Origin of the sequence: Arcobacter sp. 15-2, from assembly GCF_047159865.1 — a bacterium.
Taxonomy (GTDB): Bacteria; Campylobacterota; Campylobacteria; order Campylobacterales; family Arcobacteraceae; genus JAIOSF01.
Map to the genome: position 1 here is coordinate 978525 of NZ_AP038804.1, position 26888 is coordinate 1005412.

Consider the following 26888-nt stretch of genomic DNA (forward strand, 5'->3'; position numbering starts at 1 on the left):
CCTATCTCCTAGTTTTAGTATATATTTTTCTAAAAGGTACAAATAAAAGATTTGACACTGTCTGAAAATCTTTTATCTCTACCCCAAACCTGATTTTTTCTTTTGATTCTACTATCTTTTTCGATTTTTGTAATGTTCCAAAGATATTATCCCATATAGCTAAATAACCCCCATAATTTTTATTGTAGTATTTTGTACTATGATGTAGTTGATGTTGAAAAGGTGAAATGAGTATATTCTCAATAGATTCAAAATAAGCTAATCGTATATGAGAATGTCGTAAATTTGATCCCATCAATGAAAAAACATAAAGAACAATATTCGTTCCAACAATCTCATAAACGCTAATCATCGCACCAAATAAATAGATAAACACTCCACTTACCAAACCAATACTAAAAGCATAACGAAAACCAAATAATAAATTTTCTACAGGATGAACTCTATAGAATGTTATAGGTGTTAAAACTTTTGCACTATGATGTACTTTATGAAACTCCCACAAAAATGGTATAGTATGCAAAAATCTATGTATCCAGTATCTTGTAAAATCACTTACAACAAAAAGTGTAATAGTAAAAAGTAAAACAACTTCTAAATATGAAAAATAACTTATTTTAACATAACCAAAATAATCTGTGAAAAATTCATATACAAAAATTGTGATTTCATGAACCCCAATAATAAGAGGAACAATCAAAATAACTTTTATGAAAAAAGAAACTACAAAATATTTATAGTCCAAAATGGCACTTTTATGAAACCATAATTTATAGCTTAGATTTATTTTTCTCTCTTTTTTATATATAAAAAGATAAATCAAAGCTATAAACAAAGAAGATACAATATATTGCCAATAAATTCTTTTAGAAGAACTAAAAAGTCCTTCAAAAGAATCTACAAAATTAATCTCCATCAGCATCTAAAATTTTAGCTGTAATTTGTAGCTTACCTATTAAAGAGATGTAATAAGTAGCGTGTACTTTTCGCACCTCTTTATAAAGTTTTTTCGTATTTGTAAAATCATCATTTTGGATATCATTTGCTTTTTTTAGCGAATTTTGCAAATACCGTACAGCATCATTAAGCTCATCATTTACATTATATGAACGAATCATTGTTCCAAAGTTTTCATAAGTTTGATTATCTAAAACTTCTAAATGTGTTTTTAAAATTGATTTAATTGCCTCAATTGAGTTTTTACTTAAATAGTACTCTGCTCTTTCATTAGATGGTTTACCTTTAAATTTTCTACTAAGTCCAGAAGGATCTCCTATTCTCCACTCTTTTAACTTATAAGAATTCTCAATTAAAGCATTTAGCATCATTGCATTTGAAGCTAATTCATCTTTTGTAAAGACCTCTTTTGATGAAATATATCCATCATAAATCTCTTGTAAATTTTCTTCTATTTTATCTGTAATAATCAGTGCTATTTGTTGAATCTTTTTATTGTGTAAATCTTTTGTAAAAAGAATATACTCTAAAGCATTTACTGTTTTATGAGAATTTTTATATAAACTAATCGATAAATCCTCTTTACTTTGAATGATTAGATCTAATTGTTTAGTAATATCTTCATTTCCATGATGAAAAATATCAATATAACGAGGAGTATCTAAATAATTATCATCCAAATCCCCTAGTATATAAAATGCTTGTACACTTTTCCAACTTTTAACAAAACTTGTAAACTGGTTTTTAATCTCAGCTTCTTTATTTTGGGAAATTACTTTTTTAAGTTTTTTTATCTCTACAAGTGAATCTTGGCTATTTTTTAAAATGACATTTTCATAAATAGATTTTAAACTTTCATTTGCATAGACTGTATTACAAAAAAACACAACTCCTACTATTAACTTTATAAATATTTTCATATTATAACTCCTCTATATATTTTACTATTGATTTTCTTTGTTCTCTTGAAAGACTCATAAACTTATTTTTTATCTGTTCTGATTCGCCACCATGCCATAAAATTGCTTCTTCAAGAGTTTTAGCTCTTCCATCATGTAAAAATTCAGGATCTTTATTTGTAGCTTGTTTATACTTTCCTATCCCCCATAAAGGAGCGGTTCTCCATTCTTGAGCATTTGCCAGAAATTCTACTCTTCCATCACTTAAATTTTCTCCCATATCATGTAATAAAAAATCTGAAAAAGGTTTAATCTTATATCCATTTTTATTTGTAAATGAGGGTATATGACATTTCACACATCCAATTTCATTAAAAAGTTTTTCACCCTCTTTTTGGGTTACGATTGATTTTGGTATTTTTAAGTTCTTTAAATAAAAAGCAATTGATTCTAATCTTTTCATAGGTAAATCAAATGTTTTTTTCCCATGAACATCATCACCTTTAGGAGCTTGCAAACACTCTTCTTGTGAAGAGGTACAATTTTCATTTGGAAATAAGGGATTTGTTAAGCTCATATCATTTGAAGCTGCTGCTGCTGTTTGATGTATAACAGATGCAGCGGATGCTTTCCAAGTATTACGCCCTACTCGAAAATCATCATTTTTAATACTATAGACAATATTTGCCTTCCCAGATATTCCATCATTATTTATATCTTCGATATCTTCATTTTGAAGTATCTGCTCATCTGTTATCTGCTCTACTAGCCCCAATCCTACAAAAGCAGGAGCGAGTCTATTTGAAATACTTACATCTTTATCCAATTTTCCATATTGTAAATCTTTTAGTTGATTTTCAATTCCCCGAAGTGGTTGCTTTAATATAACTTCATCTCCATCAGGATATGTTACTTTTACATTTTTATATTTGATAATAGGTTTTGCTTCAAAAGGCACTCCATTAACACCATTGATACTAATTTGATTACCATATATTGGCTCGGCTACAAATCCACTATACTTTAACATAAGTTTATGTTCTTTTGAACCATTTGAGGGAATAGAAAGTCTTGAAATATAGTTTCTTGAAATTTGATTATTTTTGTTATATACTGATCCTATTGCATTATTAGGATGACAATTTACACAAGTATTTGCACTAAATAAAGGTCCTAGTCCATCTCGTGCAGTAGTTGCACTTGGTGCTTCTACCCAAGGAATAGTAAAAAAACTTCTCCCCAACATAAACATATCTTGCTCTTCATTATTTAAACCACTAATTTGCTTCATAAATACTTTATCTGTTTTTGTTAATGTTGTGTATTTTTTATCATATTTTTTTTGAGTATTCTCTATAACAGCAAAAAGTCCAGTAGTGAAAACTACTGAACTTGAAAGAGCTATTAAGAACTTAAAACTATTAAAGTTTTGTTTCTTCTGCATCTGTTACATCTTCAATCGAAAGATTAATTCCATTTGCACTAGCAACCATTACCATTTTATCACCTAGTTTTCTAAGCTCATTTTTAAGCTTTACAATCACTTTAGCTTGTGGATCATTTGGTCTAATTTGATAATCAAAATGTCTACTTGTTTTTGCAATAGTATCAATACTCTCAATCTTTGTTTCAATTTTTGCCATTAAAGATAAAATTTCATTTTTAGATTTCTCATCTAATGCATCAATAGGAGCAACTCCAAAATCTTGACCATTATATGTACCCATTAAAATATTTTTAAACCCTTGATAGTTAGTTTGAATATCTCTATGTGTATTATCTGAGAAACAACTATGCTCATCTTCTTCACTTGGAGTTAAAACAGCAACCGCTATTCTTTCATTTGCTAATTCAGATTTAATAAATACACCCATACCAGCAAAGATATCTTTTTTAGCATCTTTATTTGATATATTTTTACTTGCATCACTATTTTTACCTAATAATGCAGCTCTATAATTTGTGCTGTCATCTTTTGCCCAAGCATTTGCAATTACTGTTAAATCATTTACTACTTTTTGAGCAGATGCATTTAAGTATGCTTTTCTTCTATCTTTATTTTTATCTGTTGTATAATCAGAAAGTGGTCTTTGCCCAGCTGTTAAAGGACCTTTTGTTACTGAATCTTTTACAAAATTACTATAGTCTTGATCTTGACCCCATAGTAAGAATTCAATTGCATGGTATCCAGTCGCAACATTTGCATCACCACCATTTTCATTTAAATCTGTGATAGCATCTACAGAAATATTTGTAACATCAACACTAGTACTTTCTTCACCACCTGGATTAAATAAACCTTTTGTATCAATAATATTGCCTTTTGTAACAACACCTTTAGCATTTGTAGTATAATCAATCATATTTTCATCTAATGGCCAAGCATTAATTTGTCCTTCAAGTGAACCGTATTGTTCAGCTACCCAACCATCTTCAGCATCAATTGGTCCATTTGCAAGTCTAAATATTTCAGTTTCACCATATGATTCTCGAGAGATTAACCACGCATTTTTTGCATTTTTAAGTGTCATCTCTGTTGGATTTTTTGTAAATCTTTCTATCGCAACTTGTAATAATTTTGCATCTTGTAATGCTTTACTATAATTTGCTGTTGCAATATTTGCATAAGCAACTAATAGTTTTGCTTCATCTTTTTTTGGTTCTGCATGATTTGCAGTACATCCAGTTAACGCCATAACTGCTGCTAAACTTAAACTTGTCATTATTAATTTTGTATTTTTTATCATTTCTTTTCCTTTTTTATTTTCAATTTCTTGATCAATTGGTATTTACCTTACTTTACTATTCAACTAAATTATTTTATTTAAATCTTGCGTTTTTCCCCTTGCTTTAATTTTTTTATTCTACATTCTATAAAACTTATTTATTATTTTTCATATGACATGTTGAAGAAGCATAACAATCTGCACAATCAGTTATATTCATAATTTTAACATACTCATCATAGATACAATTAATACTTTGTTTTGAACAAACCACAGGTAAGTTTCTTTTTTTTGCTTCTACTTTAAAATGCTTCATTGCATTATGATTTAAAAAAGAGGTTAACATTACCACGCAATTTGTATCAGAAGGGATAACTTTTCTACATGCACTTGCTTTTTTTCTTGCATCCCAATGTTTTATTTTAGTTGCACCAAGATGTTTTAAAACATCACTAATTTTACTTACATTATCTCCACCAATTATTAATACACTCATAATACAGCCTATTGTAGTGCTTCTTTGGTAATACGAATAATTTGTTCTTTATTTATATTACCATGACGCATTTTTACTATTTTTACTATAGGGGACAATAACTCTTCACTTTTCTCATATCCAGAATGAATAATCAATCTGTTTACTTTTAATCTTAGTTGTGAATCTGACATTTAAAAACCTTTATTATATTGATATTCATTATTAATATTGTAATAGTAACAAATAGTTCTTAAACTATCCTTAATATTGAGAATTGTTATCATTAAATATGATTAAATTGAATTATGTTATACTTATTTAAAATAATCAAGAGACCAATATGAAAATACTTATAAATTTAATACTTTTTATTAATATTCTAAATGCCCACCCTCATACTTTTATTGAGGTGTATCCCAATATAGAAATTAAAAATAAGATTATTGAAAAGATTAACTTTATATGGAAATTGGATGAGATGACATCTTCTATGCTAATTATGGAATTTGATCAAGACCAGAATGGAAATTTTGATAAAAAAGAGATTCAATACATTTACGACTATTATTTTTCAACTTTAATTGAATATAACTTTTACACAGATATTACAGTAAAAGACAAAGTCCAAATTTTCCCACAATTCTATAACTTTTCCTCTTATATAGAAAACAATAAACTCTGTTATTCTTTCACCATTAAACCAAAACTAAATTCAAAAGATACATTAATAGATTTTGGTGACACTGATTTTTTTGTTGCTATGGTTTTAAAAAAAGAGTTTATTAAAATAAATGATGGCACAATAAAAGTATCTGACCTAGACAATGATTTTTATTTTGGTTATCGAATGGAATTTAATTAATGGAAACTTATAATGCACTTCTCAATCAAATTGTAATGGCACAATATCAACTTAATAGTTTTATATCATCCACCATTCGAAGTATCAATGATGAAAATATACTTTCAACTTCAATTTTAATATTAAGTATCTCTTTTTTATATGGACTTATACATGCAGCTGGTCCAGGTCATGGTAAAGCGTTAGTTGCATTGTATTTTACATCAAATAAATCAGACTACAAAAAAGCATTTAAAATGGGATATATGATTTCCATAGCTCATGCAATTTCTGCATTAATTTTTACATTTGGCATATTTTATATTTTAAAAACAATGTTTCGTAAGAATTTTAACGAAATGTCAATGTTAGCAATGGAGATTTCAGCATCTATGATAATATGTGTTGGATTATATCTTATTTTTAGCGCATATAAAAGTAAAAACCTAAAAGAAAAAAAATTGGGAAAACAAACAAAAAGTGAATATGTTGTAGCCTTAAGCGCAGGGATAGTTCCTTGTCCAGGAGTTATGACTATTGTTCTTTTTTGTATTATTTTAAAACAATATACATTAGGAATCTTAGCTGCTATTACTATGAGCATCGGGATGGGTTTGACAATTTCTCTTGCAGGAATACTATCAATTCTATTAAATAAAAAAGCATCTAACTTCTTAGATAATAAAGGATACATTTTAGAAGTTTTAGGTGGTGTATTAATTCTAATCTTAGGTATACTCTTATTTACATCAGTAGGTCATAAATAACATATCAATAATCTCACTGCAAACAGCTTTGAATCTTGAGAAGTCAAAGCATTAAACAAACAAGCCAAAGACCTTCCAAATACCTTAAAAGAGCAATAGAACATCACTAAAAAGAAATAATAATAAAGAAATAGTAATAATAAAACAAACTACAAAAGAAAAGAGAGGAATAAAAATAAAAAGTAATAAAAAATAGGAAGATAGAAAAAACGAGCAAAAAAAAACATCTTAGAAGTTGGCGGCGACCTACGTTTCCACAAGGGGACCCTGCAGTATTATCGGCGATGAGCAGCTTGACTGCCAGGTTCGAAATGGAACTGGGTATGACCTCCTCTCAATAACCACCAACATCTAAGATGTTGATTTAAGAATATTAAAGTTAAAGTCTTTGTATAAAAATACGATTATAATACTTATCAGTTATTATACTTAATAAGATAGTAAACTAAAGAATAAGTTTAAAAATAAGCCAAACGATCTATTAGTAATAGTCAGCTGAATGCATTACTGCACTTACACATCTATCCTATCAACCAGCTAGTCTTGCTGGGATCTTCAGGGAAAGTTCATCTTGGAGTTGGCTTCGTGCTTAGATGCTTTCAGCTCTTATCTCATCCGTAGGTAGCTACCCAACGATGCTCTTGGCAGAACAATTGGTACACTAGTGCTACGTTCACCCCGGTCCTCTCGTACTAGGGGCAAATCTCCTCAACTTTCCTACGCCCACGGAAGATAGGGACCGAACTGTCTCACGACGTTCTGAACCCAGCTCGCGTACCGCTTTAAATGGCGAACAGCCATACCCTTGGGACCTGCTTCAGCCCCAGGATGCGATGAGCCGACATCGAGGTGCCAAACCTCCCCGTCGATGTGAGCTCTTGGGGGAGATCAGCCTGTTATCCCCGGCGTACCTTTTATCCTTTGAGCGATGGCCCTTCCACACAGAACCACCGGATCACTATGACCGACTTTCGTCTCTGCTCGACATGTATGTCTTACAGTCAGGCTGGCTTATGCCATTATACTCAACATCCGATTTCCAACCGGATTGAGCCAACCTTTGTAAGCCTCCGTTACTTTTTAGGAGGCGACCGCCCCAGTCAAACTACCCACCATACATTGTCCTGAAACAAGATAATTGTTCCCAGTTAGCTATCAGAATATTCAAGGGTGGTATCTCAAGGATGACTCCCTATGTACTTGCGTCCATAGATCATAGTCTCCCACCTATCCTGCACATGAATATCCCAATAGCAGTGTAAAGCTATAGTAAAGGTGCACGGGGTCTTTCCGTCTTTCCGCGGGTAGGAGGAATTTTCACCTCCACTACAATTTCACTGGATCCCTGGTTGAGACAGCTCCCATCTCGTTACGCCATTCATGCAGGTCGGTATTTAACCGACAAGGAATTTCGCTACCTTAGGACCGTTATAGTTACGGCCGCCGTTTACTCGGGCTTCGATCAAATGCTTCGCTTACGCTGACATCATCAATTAACCTTCGAGCACCGGGCAGGCGTCACACCTTATACATCCTCTTGCGAGTTAGCAAAGTGCTGTGTTTTTGGTAAACAGTCGGGAGGGACTCTTTGTTGCAACCTCTCAAGCTTTCGGGAGTAAATCCCTAATACCTAAGTAGGCACACCTTCTACCGAAGATACGGTGCTAGTTTGCAGAGTTCCTTAACCAGGGTTCTTCCACGCGCCTTAGAATACTCATCCCACCTACCTGTGTCGGTTTACGGTACGGGTTATAATAGATATGCTTAGTGGCTTTTCTTGGCACGACAGTATCATCGATTCCAAACGCTATCCGAAGATTTTGTTCGGCCTGTAAGATCTCGGTCGAGTGTAGCACGGATTTGCCTATGCTACAACCTACATCCTTCGACCAGCTATTCCATCAGCCAGCTCGATTAACTCTATGCGTCCCCACATCACGCTCTATTATAAGTATAGGAATATTAACCTATTTGCCATCGTCTACCCCTTTCGGACTCGACTTAGGACCCGACTAACCCTACGATGACGAGCATCGCGTAGGAAACCTTGGGTTTTCGGCGTTAAAGATTCTCACTTTAATTATCGCTACTCATGCCTGCATGCTCACTTCTATCCGCTCCACCACTCCTCACCGGTATGGCTTCAATGCTGAATAGAACGCTCTCCTACCACTACAGTAAACTGTAATCTAAAGCTTCGGTGCGTACTTTAGCCCCGTTATATTTTCCGCGCAGAATCACTAGACCAGTGAGCTGTTACGCTTTCTTTAAAAGATGGCTGCTTCTAAGCCAACTTCCTGGTTGTCACAGTAACTCCACATCGTTTTCCACTTAAGTACGACTTAGGGACCTTAGCTGTTAGTCTGGGTTGTTCCCCTCTCGACATAGGATTTTATCACCCTACGCCTGACTGCCATGGTAAAGTATATAGTATTCGAAGTTTGATAGGGTTTGGTACCGCGGTAAGCAGCCCTAGCCCATTCAGTGCTCTACCCCTTTATTCTAATTTACATGACGCTATACCTAAATATATTTCGGAGAGAACCAGCTATCACGAAGTTTGATTGGCCTTTCACCCCTATCCACAAGTCATCCGAGCACTTTTCAACGCACACCGGTTCGGTCCTCCACTGGCTCTTACACCAGCTTCAACCTGCTCATGGATAGATCACTTCGTTTCGGGTCTGCAGCATATGACTAATTCGCGCTATTCACACTCGCTTTCGCTACGGCTTCGTACTTGACTTAACCTTGCCATATACCACAACTCGCAGGCTCATTATGCAAAAGGCAGTCCGTCACCCTGTACAAGACATAGGGCTCCGAATGATTGTAAGCTAATGGTTTCAGGTTCTATTTCACTCCCCTCACTGGGGTACTTTTCACCTTTCCCTCACGGTACTTGTGCACTATCGATCTATAAGTAGTATTTAGAGTTGGAGGGTGGTCCCCCCATATTCAGTCAAAATATCACGTGTTCCGACCTACTCGTTCATTATCTTAGTTCCACATAAAAGTTTTCATATACGAGGCTTTCACTCTGTATCGCGTAGCATTCCAACTACTTCTACTAACTAATATGCTAAATATAACCGCTCTAATCCGTTTTCGCTCGCCGCTACTAACAGAATCTCAATTGATTTCTCTTCCTTCAGGTACTGAGATGTTTCACTTCCCTGAGTTCGCCTCTAGATAAATCTAGATAATATAATTCTCATTATACTGGGTTGTCCCATTCGGAAATCACTGGATCAAAGCTTCTTGACAGCTCCCCAATGCTTATCGCAGTCTAGTACGTCCTTCATCGCCTCTTATAGTCTAGGCATCCACCATTAGCCCTTAATAGCTTATTTGATAAATTAAAGTTCAAATACATATATTACAAGTAATATATGATTTAACACTTATGTTGTTATGATTATTCTTTAGCTACTATCTTATTAAATATAATAATTTATATATAATTAAATAGTATTATAAAATTGTATTTTTATTTTCTTTCTTAGAAAAAATAAAGACTTTAACAGTAAATTGTAAAATAACTTTTGATTCCGTAAAATCAAATATAAATACTTCTTTTTAAGTACTTATATTTAAGTTTAGTAAAACATGGTGGAGAATAGCGGGATCGAACCGCTGACCTCCTACGTGCAAGGCAGGCGCTCTCCCAGCTGAGCTAATTCCCCATGTAGTGACCTATTTGTTTGTTAATAAATATTTATAATTTAAAGATTATTATAATCTTTATAAACTAGATACAAGACTCTTCGTCTCCAAGTAAACTTTGTTTACTTGAATTTGTTGCTTTGAACAACTTATTTTCTAATGATTAATCAAACGAATGATTAATTATATCTTTGAAAGGAGGTGATCCAACCGCAGGTTCTCCTACGGTTACCTTGTTACGACTTCACCCTAGTTACTAAATCCACTGTGGAAGGTAGCTATTTTAGCATCCCCGCTTCGAATGAATTCAATTCCCATGGTGTGACGGGCGGTGAGTACAAGACCCGGGAACGTATTCACCGTAGCATTGCTGATCTACGATTACTAGCGATTCCAACTTCAAGTAGTCGAGTTGCAGACTACTATCCGAACTGGGAGATATTTTATGAGATTTGCTCCACTTCACAGTATCGCTGCTCTTTGTATACCCCATTGTAGCACGTGTGTAGCCCTGGCCGTAAGGGCCATGATGACTTGACGTCGTCCTCACCTTCCTCCTGGTTACCCAGGCAGTCTGTCTAGAGTCCTCAGCCGAACTGTTAGTAACTAAACACGAGGGTTGCGCTCGTTGCGGGACTTAACCCAACATCTCACGACACGAGCTGACGACAGCCGTGCAGCACCTGTATATAAGCTCTAGTAAACTAGCACTCTTCTATCTCTAAAAGATTCTTATTATGTCAAGGCCAGGTAAGGTTCTTCGCGTATCGTCGAATTAAACCACATGCTCCACCGCTTGTGCGGGTCCCCGTCTATTCCTTTGAGTTTTAATCTTGCGACCGTACTCCCCAGGCGGCACACTTACTGTGTTAACTGCATTACTGCTATGTCTAGCATAGCAACAACTAGTGTGCATCGTTTAGGGCGTGGACTACCAGGGTATCTAATCCTGTTTGCTCCCCACGCTTTCGCATCTCAGCGTCAATAATGTTCCAGTAGATCGCCTTCGCAATCGGTATTCCTTCTGATCTCTACGGATTTTACCCCTACACCAGAAATTCCATCTACCTCTCCCATATTCTAGGTCTGCAGTTTTGGAAGCAGTTCTATGGTTAAGCCATAGGATTTCACTTCCAACTTACAAACCAGCCTACATGCTCTTTACGCCCAGTGATTCCGAGTAACGCTTGCACCCCCCGTATTACCGCGGCTGCTGGCACGGAGTTAGCCGGTGCTTATTCATATGATACCGTCATTATCTTCTCATATAAAAGGAGTTTACGCACCGAAATGTGTCATCCTCCACGCGGCGTTGCTGCATCAGAGTTTCCTCCATTGTGCAATATTCCCCACTGCTGCCTCCCGTAGGAGTCTGGACCGTGTCTCAGTTCCAGTGTGACTGATCATCCTCTCAAACCAGTTAGGCGTCATTGTCTTGGTGAGCCATTACCTCACCAACTAACTGATACCGTACAGTCCCATCCCAAAGCTATAAATATTTCCCTTGCTTACTTATGTAATAAAGGCATATAGAGCATTACAAGTCGTTTCCAACAATTATTCTCTTCTTTGGGGCAGGTTAACTATATATTACTCACCCGTGCGCCACTTAGCTGACAATATTAGCAAGCTAATATCCGTTCTCGTTCGACTTGCATGTGTTAGGCACGCCGCCAGCGTTCACTCTGAGCCAGGATCAAACTCTCCATAAATAAGTATAAAAGCTTACGCTTTTATACTTTGGTGTTTAATCTTGACTTTTAAGTATTTACCTAAAAATCACTAAGTCTATTTAAAGACTTAATTATATTATTAGTGTTTTAAAATTAAAACTCTAAGTTTATAGACGAAGTTATATCTTCTATATACAAAGTAAACTTTAATATATAAATTCTATATTCGAGAAATAAAAGTGAGGTTGCTCACTTTTATCTCTCTCTTCTTGTATCTAGTTTATAAAAATTACTCTCATAATTCTTTTAAACTTGATTTATTTATCAACATTATATTTTTTAAAGATCATACATTTTTTAAGCTTTTTAACTTCAAATCTCTTTGCGTTTGTCTGCTTGTTTTGTGGATGGGATTATAATAGGTTTTTTCTTTATTGTCAAGAGTTTTTTCTTAAAATAAGTTTAAATTTTTGAATTCTTTTTTTTGTGTGTTTTGTAATTATAAATTTATATATAAAATACAGTAATATTTGATACAATACATACTATATAATAAAGAGGAATTATTTATGAATTTAGAACAGACTGATAAAACATATGTACTTAATACATATGCGAGAAACTATGTTAATTTTACAAAAGGTGTAAATGCAACTTTATTTGATGAGAAAAACAATAACTATATTGACTTTACTTCAGGTATAGGAGTTGTTTCATGTGGGCATGGTAATAAAAGAATAGCAGATGCAATTTCTAAGCAAGTACAAAACATTACTCATATCTCAAATTTATATTGTATTGAGCCTCAAGCTAAATTAGCGAAAAAGATTTCTGAACTTTCAGATTATGATGTTGCTATGTTTTTTGCTAATAGTGGTGCAGAAGCAAATGAAGGTGCAATTAAAATTGCTAGAAAATATGGTGAAACTAAATTTAACAACAAGAAATACAAAGTTATTACTTTAGAACATTCTTTTCATGGAAGAACTATTACAACAGTAAAAGCAACTGGTCAAAGTGCAATGCATACTGATAATTTTTCACCATATCCTGATGGTTTTTCATATAATGCTCAATTAAACGATATTTATAATTCTATTGATAAACAAACTGTTGCTGTAATGTTAGAATTAGTTCAAGGAGAGGGTGGTGTTCAACCATTTCCGAAAGAAGATATACAAAAACTAGCATCATTTTTAAAAGAGAAAGAGATATTATTAATTATAGATGAAGTACAAACAGGAGCTTATAGAACAGGAGAGTTTTTAGCCTCTAATCTTTATGATATAAAACCAGATATAATTACTATGGCAAAAGGTGTAGGATCGGGTGTACCTATTGGTGTTGTTATGACTACACATAAAGATATATTTGAACCAGGCGATCATGGAAGTACTTTTGGAGGAAACTATTTAAGTACTACTTCTGCCCTTGAAGCGTGTACAATCTTAGATGAACTAAAAAATGATGGTACTTTAGATGAAACTATTTTATACTTTGAAACTCAACTCAAAAAGTTTTATGAGTCTAATACAAATGTCTTTACAGATGTTGTAGGATTAGGGCTTATGAGAGGTTTAAGAGTAAAAGATGCTCAAACTCTTAGTGCTATTATAACCAAAGCATTTGAGCAAGGTGTTTTAGTTTTAAAAGCTGGAAAAAACACACTACGATTTTTACCACCACTTACGATTTCAAAAGAGGAAATAGATGAAGGATTTAAAAGATTAGGAAAAGCTCTTGAAACGCTCTAGTATTTTATGCTTAGCAATTTTTACATCATTGTATGCAAATGATAGTCAAAATGATTATTTGTCTCAATCAAAGCAAGAGATACTTAATTATTCATACGATAAAGCAATACAAGATAGTAAAAAATTAAAAAATGATTGGATTAATCCAATCACTTATAAATACATATATAATAATACAGAAACATTTGATACGACCAAATCAATATTAAGTATATCTCAACCCATTTTTAAAAGTGGAGGGATCTATTATGCGATAAAATATGCTCAAAGTGTTCAGAATAAAACAAATATTAGTATAGATATACAGAAAAAAGAACTTATAAAACAAACTGTTAATTTTCTATTTCAAATTAAACAAATTGATTTAACTATAAATAAGCAAAAACTTTTAGTACAAAACTCATCAATAGATGTTCAACGAAAAAAAGAACAAGTTTTAAATGGTATATTAGATACTTCTTTTTTAGATAATGCAATATTAGATTTAAATGCAAATCAAAATAACTTGATTGATTTAGAATATCAAAAGAGATTACTTGTTAATAATCTTGCTAAATTATCAGATAAAAAATATACTGAATTAGAACTACCTGTATTAAAACTTCTAAATGATGAAAAATATATGGAAAATAATATTTATATTAAACAAGCTAAAGATGAGATCAATACATCATATTGGCTAAAGAATATGAGTATTTCTAGCTACCTGCCAACACTTAATCTAACTGCTGATTACACAAAATATCATGATGTGGATCATAATCCAAACTTAGATGAAGAGGGAACAACAAATTATGGTTTTAATATTACTATACCTTTGGATATAAAATATTCATATAATATACAAAGTACAAAAATAGAATATCTGAAAAACAAAGCCTCTCTTGAAGATAAAAAAAGAGAAGAAAAAATGATTTTTAAGAATGCTATTGCTAAAGTCAACAGTCTTGATAGTAAAATTGAAATTGCAAAAACAAATATTATTCTTTATAATTCATTAGTAACACAAATAAAAGAACAACTTGAAGTAGGGATGAAAACTCCTTCTGATCTTGAAACTATTCAAAATTCAAAAAAAATAAAACAGCTTGAGATAGAAAGTTTAAAAATTGATCAACAAATGGAACTTTTAGAAATTTACTACAGAATACAGAGCTAAAATAGATGCAAAACCAAGTTATCCCTTTTAGCAAATATTTTGAAAATTGGTTATATGACAAAAAAGGATACTATTCTCAATACAAAACCATAGGTAAAGATGGTGACTTTTATACAGCAGTAAGCACTAGCAGTTTCTTTGGCGGAAGTATTGGGAAAAGAGTAGTCGATATTATTGAGGAAGGTTTTTTAGGTAAAGATACAACTATTCTTGAGATTGGTGCTCACCATGGCTATCTTTTAGCTGATATGATACAGTTCATTTTTACACTAAAACCAAATCTAATCACAACATTACAATTTGCTATTATTGAAAAACATGAGCATCTTCAAAATAAACAGATAAACTACTTTAATAAATGTTTTGGAGATAGAATAAAACTTCTTCACTTCAATGACATTAGTGAAATAAAACTTGAAAGTGCTTTTATTGTAGCCAATGAAATTTTTGATGCTTTTCCTTGTGAGTTAGTTTTAACAAATAAAAATAATTGTCTTCAAAAAGCAATTGTAAAAAATCACAACATTACATTTACAAATCCTACAAGTAAAGATGAGAAAATTGTACATCATTGCGATAAATATAATATCACAAAAGGTGAAGTAGCTATTGGATATGAAAACTTTATTTTACAATTGTCAAAAAATATAAAACATTTTGAGTTTATCACATTTGATTATGGAGAAAAATATCCTCGAAATGATTTTTCATGTAGAATTTATCAAGATCACTCTGTATTACCATTATTTGATGAGAATACTCATTTAGCAAACTTATACCAAAAATCAGATATAACTTATGATGTAAATTTTCAGCATATTATAGATATATTTGAAAATCAAGGTATAAAAAATATCGCTTATAAAACACAGCTACAAGCATTAGTTGATTTTGGTATAATAGAACTACTGGAAATGTTACATAAAAATACAGATGAAAAAACATATTTAGCTGAAGCAAATAAAATAAAAACACTTTTAAATCCTACAGGGATGGGAGATAGATTTAAAATGGTTTTATTTAGAACACAATAACTTAAAAGGAATACACTTGAATATAATAATTAATGGAGAAGATAAAATATTTAATGAAGGAGATTCATTAAAAGATATAATTATTTCACTTCAAATCGAAGATAAAGTAATGGCTGCTGCTGTTAATATGGACATAGTAAAAAAAGACACTTGGGATAGTTTTATACCAAAAGAAAATGACAAAATTGAATTGTTACAATTTGTAGGTGGAGGTTGATATGCTACACGACAGAGGTTCAGTTTGCACCTATTGTGGAGTGGGTTGTGACATTACAGCTCAAGTAAAAAATAATAAAATACTCAAAATTTATGCACAAAATGATGGATATGTAAGTCGTGGTAAACTTTGCATTAAAGGTAAAACTGGTTTTGACTTTGTTGATTCAGATAATAGAATTCGAAATACTCGTATAAAAAAATTATTTATTCAAAAAAATTTAGAATTATTTCCAGATCATATAAAAAAACAAATACAGCTTTTGCAATGTTTTGATGAAGATTGGTATCAATCAGACTATGAACTAGCAACCTCTATTGCAGCATGGAAACTATCTGAAATAAAAAAACAATATGGTAGACATAGTTTTTGTGCAACCGGTGGAGCTAGAACATCTTGTGAAAGTGGATTTTTATTACAAAAATTTACACGAGAGATTATGGAATCGCCAAACATAGATAACTGTGCTAGAGTATGTCATGCCCCTAGTTTAAATGGAATGGCAGCTACTATTGGAGAAGGAGCTGCTACTAATCCTTATGATGATATATTTAAAACTGAGTTTATGTTAGTAATTGGATCCAATACCACTGAAGCACATCCAATTGTTGCGAATAGAATGATTGAAGCTAGTCGAGCAAAAACAAGTGAATTAGTAGTATGTGATGTAAGACAAATACAACTTAGTAAATTTGCAACAGATACAATTATAATGCCTTATGAATCAAATCTTCTACTATTAAACTCAATAGCTTATATCATTTTAAAAGAAAATCTCTATGATCAAATGTTTATTGATACCCGAACCAAAGAATTTGCATCTTATAAAAATAGCATACTCAATGACCAATATGCAAATCCTGAATACTTTAAACAAATTAGAGGATATGAAGAGTTAGCAGAACAAATTCCTATCATAGCTAGAAAATACGCTAGTAAAAAATCAATGATTTTTTGGGGTCTTGGTGTCACTGAAAATAAAGATGGAAGTTATGCAGTAATGGCAATGGTAAATTTAGCATTAATGACCGGAAATATTGCAAAAGAAGGTGCTGGACTGATGCCTTTACGAGGTCAAAATAATGTTCAAGGAACCTGTGATATGGGTTGTTTGCCTTATTATGGACCAGATTATTCTAAACCAAAAGAGGAAGGTCTTAAAACACCTGATTTGATAAATGCAATGTTAAATGATGAAGTAAAAGCAATGATGGTTATGGGAGAAGATACAGCACATATTCATCCTAATCTAAATAAAATTGATAAAGCTTTAGATAATTTGGAACTACTTATTACTCAAGACTTGTTTATGAATGCTATTGCTAAAAAATCAGATATTGTTTTTGGTGTAAAATCAGCGTATGAAAAAACAGGTGTATATGTAAATGCAATGAGACGATTACATTTATCTCAACCTCTTGTTGAAAATGATTTACCTGATGATTGGAATGTGATTACTGATATTGAAAATAAAATGAAAGGTCAATTCTCTTATAAAACAAGTGAGGATATCTGGGAAAACATCAGAATAGAAGCTCCTTATAGATATGGAGGAGCTAGCTATAATAAGCTTATGAAACATAGAAGTAAAGGGATGCAATGGCCAATTTCTAAAAAAGACACTCCTATTTTACATTTAGATGGATTTAATACACCAGATGGGTTAGGAAAATTTATATATAATGGATATCAACTCCGTGGACAAATAAAAAAACTAGTCAATAAAGAAAATTTTGATACTTTTTATCTTACAACAGGAAGAAATTTAATCCATTATAATAATGCAGCACAAACTATTGAAACAGAAAAACTTAAATCAAAACACAATGAAGACACTATTTTAGCCTGTATTGATGACAAAGACAAAATAAAAAGTCAAAAAGTAATATTAAAAACTATTTATGGGCAAACACAACCTTTACCAATTAAATTTGTAAAGACTATTAAACCTAAAACACTATTTACTACATTTCATCATGCAAAATCACACCTTAACTCTATATTTGGAGATGAAAGTGATGTCAATACAAAAACAGCTCTCTTTAAATCATTGGAAGTAGAAATTATTGAGGTTTCAAATATTTAAGTAAAATTAAATATAATTGATATATAATTAAAATAAAAAGGATTATTATGAAAAAAAATTTATTAACAATTGCATCAGCTGTAGTTATTTCATCTATTTTAGCAGGATGTGCTGCTCAAAAAACACCAGAACAAGAAGCAGAGGCAGACTTCAGATGTAAACAAGATGGGCAACTAGCTCCAAAATGGACTTGTAATCCTTATTTAGAAGGTTCAATTGTAGCACTTGGTGTTGCTCAAAAGAATGCAGGGAATGATTATGGATTTCAAAGAGCAGCTGCTATTGCTGAGGGTAGAGATGCATTAGCAAATCAAATTAGTATAAAAGTAAATACTATGTTTAAGTCATATAAAGCAACAACAGGTGGTGGAGATGCTGCAACTTTTGATCAAGCAAACTCAAAGGTGTCAAAACAAATTGCAAGCCAAACACTACAAGGAAGTAGAGGTGTTGAGTCTTGGAAAAGTGATGCAGGAACACTTTTTGTTTTAGTTGGTTTAAATAGTGAGGTAGTAAAAAATGATATGGAAAAAGCTGTAAAAACATCATTTAAAAATGATAGAGCTATGTATCAAAAATTTCTAGCTGCAAAAGCAGATGGTGAACTTGATGCCGAATTAGAAAAAGCTGCTCAATAATATTATTGAGCATAATCTAAAAAAAGCAGGGAAATTCCCTGCTTTTTTATTATAAGGGAATAGATGATTAAGATTTTTTTAGCAATTGTTAGTGTTATGTTATTTACGAGCTGTATTCATAAAAATAATACAACAGTAACAAAAAAAGTTCAAGAACCAAAATGGCTACTCAATCCTTATTTAGATAATGATAAGGTTGCCGCTATAGGTTGCTCACAAATACACTTTAGAGGAATTGAAGCACAAAAGAATCTAGCAATTTCAAGAGCTATCGATAGAATCGCAGCACAAAACAGTATAATAGTTGACAATGTTACTTATAGACAAAAGAGTATTTCAAATGGAAGAAAAGCTAACTCTAAAAGCACTTCTTCATCTCTTCATTCTGTAGACAATGTGAAAGTAAGTACAAAAATCAAAGCTTTTTTTACGAAAAAAAATAAAGAAATATGTGTATGGGTGGTGCAAAAATGAAAAACTTATTAATACTTTTAACATTAAGTGTAACGATATTGATCTCAAGTGATTTTGAAGAGTTCAAACAGCAACAAAATCTTAAATATACTAACTATCAAAATTCAATTCAAGAGGAATTTTCAAAGTATCAAAAAGCACATGATGAAGCATTTAACGAATTTTCAAAAGACTTGAAAAAAAAGTGGCCACCAATTAATGGAAAAGCAGATATTTCCACAAAAAAGCGTTTTGTTGAATATAACCGAAATTTAAATACAAAAAAAATAATAGATTATGAGAAAAACAATATTTCATTGGAAGTTATTGCAAGTACACAAATAGAAGCAAAAAATAAAATAAAAGAAATGTTTACTCAGCTTCTTACAGAAGATGTTAAATCTGCTTATAAAAATGATTTGCTTGAAGAAAAAATCTCTAAAAAATTAAACAAACCAAGAGCTGTGATTAAATCCAAAGAGAAACTCATATCAAATATAATTACCCCACAAGAAAAATTGGAAATGATCAACAAACTCCAAAAAGAAAATCTGATAATAAAAAAATATAATGGAAAATTTATATATAAAGCAAATGTCAAACTTCCTACAAACACTACTATAAGAAAAGCAAAAAGCTTTAAAAATTATGTAATGGCAAGTGCTAAGAAAGAAGATGTTCCAGCTGCATTGATTTATGCTATTATTCATAGTGAAAGTTCATTTAACCCAATGGCACGGTCCCATATTCCAGCTTTTGGTCTTATGCAAATTGTACCAAAAAGTGCTGGAATAGATAGTTATCAATATCTTTATAATAAAAAAAGAGTTTTATCTTCTGCTTATTTATATGATTCAAAAAAGAATATTACAATAGGTTCTGCATATTTACATATATTGTATTATAAATATTTAAAGAAAATAAAAAATCCACAAAGTAGACTCTATTGTGCAATTGCAGCTTATAATACAGGTGCAGGTAATGTCGCTAAAACATTTACAGGAAATACCAACATAAATAATTCAGCAACTATTATCAACAAACTCACTTCTGAGCAAGTATATAAAAAGCTCATCAGTAGTTTACCATACCTTGAAACACGAAAATATCTTAAAAAAGTTAATGATAGAACCTCTGCTTATAATAAACTATTGCAAACAACACTTTAGAGAAGAATTCGATGTTACGATTAAAACTAGGAATAATGTTGAGTATCTTTGCAAGTGTTTCTCTTGCCAATGATTATCAAGATTGGATAAATTCTCAACAACAACAATATAAACAATATAAAAAAAGTATGGATGATGAGTTTTCCGATATGTTAAAAAAAGATTGGAAAACATTTCAATTGATGAGTACGCCCTCACCCTATAAAGACCCAAAACCTCTAAAACTTCCAAAGTTACAAAAACCAATTTCAATACAAAAAGATGAGATTATAAACTCTCCTATTATTGATATTGAACCGATAAAAAAAACTGTGATTGTAAAACCTGTACAAGTTAAAAAGGAAATAGAAAAAAAGGGAAATTTGTCAAATTTAGTTTTTGATTTTTACTCTTCAAATATCACAATACAATACGATAAAAACACAGATTTTACTCTTCAAAAAATAGATAAAAACAATATAAGTAATTTTTGGAAAATGATGAGTAAAACAAATTTCACTCTACTACTTGATCAAATTCAAAATGAAAAAGAAAATCTAAATTTAAATGATTGGGCAACATATCAACTTATTCATAAGTTAGGAATGGCTATTTTCAAAGAGAATAATAATGCGAATTTATTTACATGGTTTGTTCTTATAAAAATGAACTATGATACAAAAGTTGGTTATAACATGGATAAAATATATCTTATGTCGACAATAGAAAATAATCTATTTCAAGTGTCCTTTTTTACACTAAAGAATAAAAAATACTATATTCTTAGAGCCGATGGACAAACTCAGAAAATAGGTACTCTCTATACATATTCAGGTGATTACCCTAAAGCAATAAATAAACTCTCATTCAATATTTATAATGAATTAAAATTTTTCAAAAATTTAGAAACAAAAAATCTAACTTTTAATTATAACAATGAAAAATATATTATACAAACACAATATAGTCAAGATCTTGTAAAATTCTATAAATCGTTTCCCCAAACAGATTATAATGTGTATTTCAAAACAAAAAGCTCTACCCCTTTTTCAAATTCTATTTTAGTGAAAATAGCTCCATTAATAAAAGGTAAATCAGAAATAGAAGCTGTGAATTTATTACTTCGTTTTGTACAAACATCTTTTAAGTATAAAACGGATCAAGATCAATTTGACTATGAAAAAGTGATGTTTCCTGAAGAAACTGTGAACTATCCTTATAGTGATTGTGAAGATAGGAGTATTCTTTTTAGTTATTTAGTAAAAAACCTTTTAAAACTTGATGTAGTTGCGGTTAAATATAGTGACCATCTAGCAACTGCTGTTGCTTTGTCTTCTAAAATAAGTGGAGATAGTTTTAACTATAAAAACACCCAATACACTATTGCTGATGCAACTTATATAAATGCAAATGCAGGTACTAGTATGCCTAAATATAAAAATAGTAGATTTAAAATCATCGATTTTCAATAATATTTGAGGAGATTAATTATACAACAAATACAAGTCCATTGGTGACTTGTATTTTTCCACTTAGTTCATACTCAAAAATTTTTTCTGGAAACTTCTGCATAACATCATCATAAGTTGGTGTTGTTTTACAATACTCTAAAAAATCATCACTATGTTTTATTTCATTTTTAAACCCAACAAAATCTTCTATAAATTTATCAATATCATAAATAGCAGTTGCTAAATTTTGTTCTAAAAGTTTATTTGTACCAACACTTTCACCAATACGATGTGCCAATACAAAAATAGGCTTATTCATTTTCAAGGCAAACTCAACACTTCTCATAGTACCACTATTTTCATCTGCTTGAGCAACAATCAAACATTCACCTAAAGAAACAACTAGTTCATTTCTAATAGGAAAATTATATCTTTGAGAAGGTGTTTTAATAGGAAATTGACTTAACATAAGTCCATTATTTTCAATATCCTCTATCAATTTTTTATTAACTGCAGGATATCTTATATCTAAACCTGTTCCTGCTACAGCAATAGTATTTTGAGGTGTCGCTGCATTATGTGCAATAGCGTCAACTCCCATAGCCGCCCCACTAACCACACAAATATTATGTTTAGTTAATGCTTTTGCTAGTTCATGAGTATATTGCTTCGTATAATTATTTGGCTTTCTCGTTCCAACAATAGAGATTGTTCGTTTATTTAGTAAATCAAGATTACCGATATAATGTATACTTTTAGGATACTTTTTCATTGTATCAAGTTTATCAATATGAAAATTTACCTCTTTTATCATAATTCGTCAATATACACTAGGTCTAAATCTTTTAAAAGATGCTTTGACTCTCGTAAGGTTTTGAAAGTGATACTATAGGGATGACCTATAGCAATTGCCATACCATTTCGCTTAGCACTTTTGATAGCTTTTTTAAGTTGATTTTGAATATATTTCTTATCTTTTTTATTGTCTAAAAAAATATTTCGCGTAAACATTTTCACACCATATTTTTTTGCAGATTTTGCAGCTACTGATTTTGCAGTTGTTCTACTATCTAAAAAAGTATAATCATATTTTTTTAATACTTGAAATAGTTTATCCATTGCTTGCTGATTTGATGTAAATTTACTTCCTGTATGATTATTTAAATATTTTGTATTTGGATATATTTTTTTTAAGTATTTTATTCTGTTTTCTATTGTTTCTAAATTATCATCTATATGGAGAGTATTTTCCTCTTCATATCGAAAACTACTTGCTTGTAAAGGTAGATGTATTAAATATATATTTTTTAATGATTGTGTTATTTTTGCGGAGTTTTTATGTCCTGTAGTAGGAGGGAGAAAAGCCATATTCACAGTATAACCTAAATTTAAAATATGGTTTATTTGTTTTTGAGTTGTCATATCATCTATAATGATTGCTAGTTTTGGTCTATTGCTTTTAGGTTTTTTCGTTTTTTCTACAATTGGTTCTTTTTTTGTTATTAGTTTTTTTTGTTCTTTATTAGTTTGAGGTGAAAATATACTTGATTCTTCAGTATGCACTTCGATTTTTTTATCAATCTCTTCTAGATTCGGTTCTTCAAAATGAAAAACAGGTTCAGGTTCTTTTATTTTTTTTGCTTTTTCTATATATATATTGTTATCAATGTGATTAGTATAGGCAATCTCTAAAGCCTTAGTTTTCTCTTCATAAGTGATTTTATGTTCTTCTTTTTTTTCTACATCTACTGTTGCAATCTCTTTTATTTCATGTGCAACATTATCAATCTCTGTTCCATAATAGCTGCCTACTAGTAATCCAAATAAAATACTTAAAGTAATAATAATGATAGTTGTAAATAGTTTGTTGTATGATTTTTTTGGTAAAGAATTTTTTAATTTTTTGGGAGTTCTTTTTTTAATATGTTTTTTCATAAATTATAAATTTATTTCAAAAAATATACTTCCTGAATCTTTCAGGAAGTATATTAAGTAAAATTAGTTTGTTTCTTGATCTACAATTTTATTTGCAGCAATCCAAGGCATCATATTTCTAAGTTCAACACCAGTTTTTTCAATCAGTGTTTCTCTTTGGTTATTTCTCTCAGCATTCATTCGAGGGTAACCAGCTTGACCTTCAAGGATAAAGTCTTTTGCAAATCTACCATCTTGAATCTCTTTTAAAAGTTCTCTCATAGCTTGTTTAGACTCATCATTGATGATTCTTTTACCTGCAATATAGTCACCATATTCAGCTGTATTTGAAATAGAATATCTCATATCTGCAATACCACCTTCGAACATTAAGTCAACAATTAATTTTAACTCATGTAAACACTCGAAATATGCCATTTGTGGATCATATCCAGCTTCTGTTAATGTTTCAAAACCAGCTTGAACTAGTGCTGTTGCACCACCACATAATACAGCTTGCTCTCCGAATAAATCTGTTTCAGTTTCATCTTTGAAAGTTGTTTGAATAATTGCAGTTCTTCCACCACCAATAGCTGATGCATAAGAAAGTGCTAATTCTTTTGTAGTACCGCTTGGATTTTGACCAACAGCGATTAAATCAGGAATACCACCACCTCTTACAAACTCTGATCTTACTGTATGACCTGGAGCTTTTGGAGCAATCATAGTTACATTGATATCAGCTCTTGGAGCAATTCTTCCATAGTGAATGTTAAAACCATGACCAAATGCAATTGTAGCACCTTGCTTTAAGTTAGGCTCAATTTCATTTGCATAGATATCTGCTTGATTTTCATCTGGTAATAAAATCATAACAACATCTGCAGCAGCTGATGCATCTACAACTGTTAATGTTTCGAAACCTTTAGCTTCAGCTTTTGCCCAAGAAGAACCATTTTTTCTTAAACCAACACATACTTCAACTCCAGAATCTCTTAAGTTTTCTGCGTGAGCGTGACCTTGTGAACCAAAACCGATAATTGCTACTTTTTTTGACTTAATTAAGTCAATATTACAATCTTTGTCATAATATACATCTAATGCCATTGTATTTCCTTTGTTAAATTAATATAATTTTGTGCGATTATATCAAAAATATATTTTTATTCACTTAATATATCTAACTATATATGAAATTTTTTATAATAATCTGCTATTATTAGAATAAAAGTTATTGACAATAAAACTAGGAAAATTTTGAAAAACGAAACTTTAAAAAAAATTTATGATGAACAATCTACTCAAATTGTAAAATTTGAAAATAATGTCTATTCACTAAATAGCAAATATAAAATTGGAACAGTAAGTATCTCTGAAAAGATAGCAACACTACATCTTTCAACAAATTCAAGTCAAAAAATATATTTAGATTTTGATAAACTTAATGGTGCCTATAGAGATGATATAGTATTGGTACAAATATTATTTAATCCAAAAGGTCGTACAAAAGCTAAGGTTATCCAAATACTCAATAGAACTGAAAATGATATATTGTGTTATGTAAAAAACAAAAATCTTTATACTATTAAAGAAAATATTTTAATTGATTGTGAAATCGTCAATAACAAAGATGGTGATGTAGTTGTATTTTCACAAGGAAAAATAACTTCAAAATTTGGACATATTGAAGATGCAAAAGTAGATGAAAAAATATCATTATTTTTATATCATGAACTCTATAGACTAGATGAAACTCCCTTATCAAACTATTCTATTCTTAAAAAAGACACTAGAACAGATTTGACAGATTTAGAGTTTTCAACTATTGATCCAGCAAGTGCAAAAGATCATGATGATGCAATCTACTTCGATGAACAATCAAATGAAATTTATGTTGCAATTGCAGATGTAAGTGCTTATGTAGAAGAGGATTCTTCTCTTGATAAAGCTGCTTTTCAAAGGTCATTTTCCCTTTATTTTCCGCATAAAGTTTTACCTATGTTACCTTTTGAATTAAGTACAGACTTATGTTCGCTTGTACCAAATAAACCAAGACCTGCTTATGTATTTAAAATGAAACTCAATAAGAATCATACAAAAGTAATTTCAAGTGAACTTTTAGAAGCTATGATTGAATCTAAACATAAACATAGCTATGAATATATAGATGAAGTATTAGAGAGAAATGATGACAATAATATTCATACAAAACTGTTTAAAATCACACAAAAACTCAAAAAAAACAGGCTTAAAAATGGTTTTGATTTTAGAAATGATGAGATTCGCCTTATTTTAGATCAAGAGGAAAATCTAATTGATTTTAAATTAGAATCATCATCTCCTTCACATAGTTTAGTTGAAGAGTGTATGCTTTTAGCAAATCAAGAAGCTGCAAAAAAACTTAAAAGTATAGGTATTTTTAGAGTGCATGATGAACCAAGTGATTCTAAAATCAAAAAACTCATAGATGAAGTAAACTTTTTAGGTATAGAAGCCAAACTGAAAGAAGATGTTCATTCAACTATTATTTCTATTCAAAAACTGGCACGAAAGGCTAACTTAGAACAAGAAGTAGATGAACTCATAATTCAATCACAACAACAAGCATCCTACTCAAGTATTAAGAAACCACATTTTGGTCTTGGATTTACTGATTATTCACACTTTACTTCACCTATACGAAGATATTCTGATTTGGTATTACATCGTATTTTAAAAACAGGTAAAATTCCAGAAAATATAGAAACTATTTGTGAAGATATAAGTATAAAAGAAAGAGAGATTGCAAGACTTGTTTGGGACTACGAAGATAGAAAATATGCTAGATATTTAAGTAAAAATATTGGAAAAATATATCTTGCAACTATTGTTGATACAGATACAATATTGGTTAAACTCATTGAAGGTGTAAAAGGTGCCAGAGTACATATAGAAAACTATGGTGGTGAAAAACTCTTTTCTCAAGTGAAAGTGAAAATAGCAAGTAGTGATATAATTTCTAAAAAAATTACTGGAAATATAGTTTAA

21 protein-coding genes, 1 tRNA gene and 3 rRNA genes are annotated in these 26888 nt (G+C 31.1%); 12 read left to right on the top strand and 13 right to left on the bottom strand.

The window, feature by feature from the left end:
* Position 1: 1 nt before the first annotated feature.
* The 6 genes from ACMCMH_RS05215 to ACMCMH_RS05240 form a co-directional block, all read right to left on the bottom strand.
* Positions 2 to 916: a sterol desaturase family protein gene (locus ACMCMH_RS05215; protein WP_412727791.1), complete on the bottom strand. Its 915-nt coding sequence runs from the start codon at positions 914 to 916 to the stop codon at positions 2 to 4.
* Positions 906 to 1877 (bottom strand): imelysin family protein, encoded by a 972-nt coding sequence (locus tag ACMCMH_RS05220; RefSeq protein ID WP_412727792.1) that lies wholly within the window; start codon positions 1875 to 1877, stop codon positions 906 to 908. The genes ACMCMH_RS05215 and ACMCMH_RS05220 overlap by 11 nt, the downstream gene beginning before the upstream one ends.
* Position 1878: 1 nt before the next feature.
* Positions 1879 to 3300, bottom strand: a complete 1422-nt coding sequence (locus ACMCMH_RS05225) for a di-heme oxidoredictase family protein (RefSeq protein WP_412727793.1) — start codon at positions 3298 to 3300, stop codon at positions 1879 to 1881.
* A complete protein-coding gene (locus tag ACMCMH_RS05230; protein ID WP_412727794.1) occupies positions 3278 to 4603 on the bottom strand; it encodes an imelysin family protein in 1326 nt (441 codons plus the stop codon). Before ACMCMH_RS05230 ends, ACMCMH_RS05225 begins: the two co-directional genes overlap by 23 nt.
* 133 nt (positions 4604 to 4736) lie before the next feature.
* A complete protein-coding gene (locus ACMCMH_RS05235; protein ID WP_412727795.1) occupies positions 4737 to 5078 on the bottom strand; it encodes a DUF2325 domain-containing protein in 342 nt (113 codons plus the stop codon).
* 8 nt (positions 5079 to 5086) lie between these two features.
* A complete protein-coding gene (locus ACMCMH_RS05240; protein WP_412727796.1) occupies positions 5087 to 5251 on the bottom strand; it encodes a hypothetical protein in 165 nt (54 codons plus the stop codon).
* A 149-nt stretch (positions 5252 to 5400) separates the two neighbouring features.
* Here ACMCMH_RS05240 and ACMCMH_RS05245 point away from each other — a divergent pair, with 149 nt between their 5' ends.
* On the top strand, positions 5401 to 5922 hold the full coding sequence (locus ACMCMH_RS05245) for a DUF1007 family protein (RefSeq protein ID WP_412727797.1): 522 nt from the start codon (positions 5401 to 5403) through the stop codon (positions 5920 to 5922).
* Entirely contained in the window at positions 5922 to 6668 is a 747-nt protein-coding gene (locus ACMCMH_RS05250; RefSeq protein ID WP_412727798.1) for a nickel/cobalt transporter, read from the top strand. Before ACMCMH_RS05245 ends, ACMCMH_RS05250 begins: the two co-directional genes overlap by 1 nt.
* A gap of 233 nt (positions 6669 to 6901) precedes the next feature.
* Here ACMCMH_RS05250 and rrf read toward each other — a convergent pair.
* From rrf to ACMCMH_RS05270, 4 genes are all read right to left on the bottom strand, one after another.
* Positions 6902 to 7017, bottom strand: a 5S ribosomal RNA gene (gene rrf / locus ACMCMH_RS05255).
* A gap of 111 nt (positions 7018 to 7128) precedes the next feature.
* Positions 7129 to 10021, bottom strand: a 23S ribosomal RNA gene (locus tag ACMCMH_RS05260).
* Between the two features lie 257 nt (positions 10022 to 10278).
* A tRNA-Ala gene (locus tag ACMCMH_RS05265) sits at positions 10279 to 10354 on the bottom strand.
* Between the two features lie 174 nt (positions 10355 to 10528).
* Positions 10529 to 12046 (bottom strand): 16S ribosomal RNA (locus ACMCMH_RS05270).
* The 16S, 23S and 5S rRNA genes sit together here with 1 tRNA gene alongside, the layout of an rRNA operon.
* Before the next feature lie 530 nt (positions 12047 to 12576).
* Between ACMCMH_RS05270 and ACMCMH_RS05275 the strand changes: the two genes are divergently transcribed.
* From ACMCMH_RS05275 to ACMCMH_RS05315, 9 genes are all read left to right on the top strand, one after another.
* The gene (locus tag ACMCMH_RS05275; protein ID WP_412727799.1) at positions 12577 to 13761 is read left to right on the top strand and encodes an aspartate aminotransferase family protein; all 1185 of its coding nucleotides are present in this window, start codon (positions 12577 to 12579) and stop codon (positions 13759 to 13761) included.
* Positions 13748 to 14920 (top strand): TolC family protein, encoded by a 1173-nt coding sequence (locus ACMCMH_RS05280; protein ID WP_412727800.1) that lies wholly within the window; start codon positions 13748 to 13750, stop codon positions 14918 to 14920. The genes ACMCMH_RS05275 and ACMCMH_RS05280 overlap by 14 nt, the downstream gene beginning before the upstream one ends.
* Positions 14921 to 14925: 5 nt before the next feature.
* A complete protein-coding gene (locus tag ACMCMH_RS05285; RefSeq protein ID WP_412727801.1) occupies positions 14926 to 15954 on the top strand; it encodes an SAM-dependent methyltransferase in 1029 nt (342 codons plus the stop codon).
* A 16-nt stretch (positions 15955 to 15970) separates the two neighbouring features.
* Entirely contained in the window at positions 15971 to 16171 is a 201-nt protein-coding gene (gene thiS / locus ACMCMH_RS05290; RefSeq protein ID WP_412727802.1) for a sulfur carrier protein ThiS, read from the top strand.
* A 1-nt stretch (position 16172) separates the two neighbouring features.
* A complete protein-coding gene (locus ACMCMH_RS05295; RefSeq protein ID WP_412727803.1) occupies positions 16173 to 18257 on the top strand; it encodes a molybdopterin oxidoreductase family protein in 2085 nt (694 codons plus the stop codon).
* A gap of 47 nt (positions 18258 to 18304) precedes the next feature.
* Positions 18305 to 18895: an LPP20 family lipoprotein gene (locus ACMCMH_RS05300; protein WP_412727804.1), complete on the top strand. Its 591-nt coding sequence runs from the start codon at positions 18305 to 18307 to the stop codon at positions 18893 to 18895.
* Positions 18896 to 18958: 63 nt separating this feature from the next.
* Entirely contained in the window at positions 18959 to 19369 is a 411-nt protein-coding gene (locus ACMCMH_RS05305; RefSeq protein ID WP_412727805.1) for a hypothetical protein, read from the top strand.
* Entirely contained in the window at positions 19366 to 20517 is a 1152-nt protein-coding gene (locus ACMCMH_RS05310) for a transglycosylase SLT domain-containing protein (protein ID WP_412727806.1), read from the top strand. The genes ACMCMH_RS05305 and ACMCMH_RS05310 overlap by 4 nt, the downstream gene beginning before the upstream one ends.
* A 38-nt stretch (positions 20518 to 20555) precedes the next feature.
* Entirely contained in the window at positions 20556 to 21968 is a 1413-nt protein-coding gene (locus ACMCMH_RS05315) for a hypothetical protein (RefSeq protein ID WP_412727807.1), read from the top strand.
* 16 nt (positions 21969 to 21984) lie between these two features.
* On the opposite strand, the gene ACMCMH_RS05320 is transcribed toward ACMCMH_RS05315, so the two are convergent.
* From ACMCMH_RS05320 to ilvC, 3 genes are all read right to left on the bottom strand, one after another.
* The gene (locus ACMCMH_RS05320) at positions 21985 to 22761 is read right to left on the bottom strand and encodes a DNA-processing protein DprA (protein ID WP_412727808.1); all 777 of its coding nucleotides are present in this window, start codon (positions 22759 to 22761) and stop codon (positions 21985 to 21987) included.
* Complete coding sequence (locus tag ACMCMH_RS05325; RefSeq protein WP_412727809.1) at positions 22758 to 23882, bottom strand: divergent polysaccharide deacetylase family protein; 1125 nt, start codon at positions 23880 to 23882, stop codon at positions 22758 to 22760. Before ACMCMH_RS05325 ends, ACMCMH_RS05320 begins: the two co-directional genes overlap by 4 nt.
* A 63-nt stretch (positions 23883 to 23945) precedes the next feature.
* The gene (gene ilvC / locus ACMCMH_RS05330) at positions 23946 to 24968 is read right to left on the bottom strand and encodes a ketol-acid reductoisomerase (RefSeq protein ID WP_412727810.1); all 1023 of its coding nucleotides are present in this window, start codon (positions 24966 to 24968) and stop codon (positions 23946 to 23948) included.
* A 150-nt stretch (positions 24969 to 25118) separates the two neighbouring features.
* On the opposite strand from ilvC, the gene ACMCMH_RS05335 reads away from it, so the two are divergent.
* On the top strand, positions 25119 to 26888 hold the full coding sequence (locus ACMCMH_RS05335) for an RNB domain-containing ribonuclease (RefSeq protein WP_412727811.1): 1770 nt from the start codon (positions 25119 to 25121) through the stop codon (positions 26886 to 26888).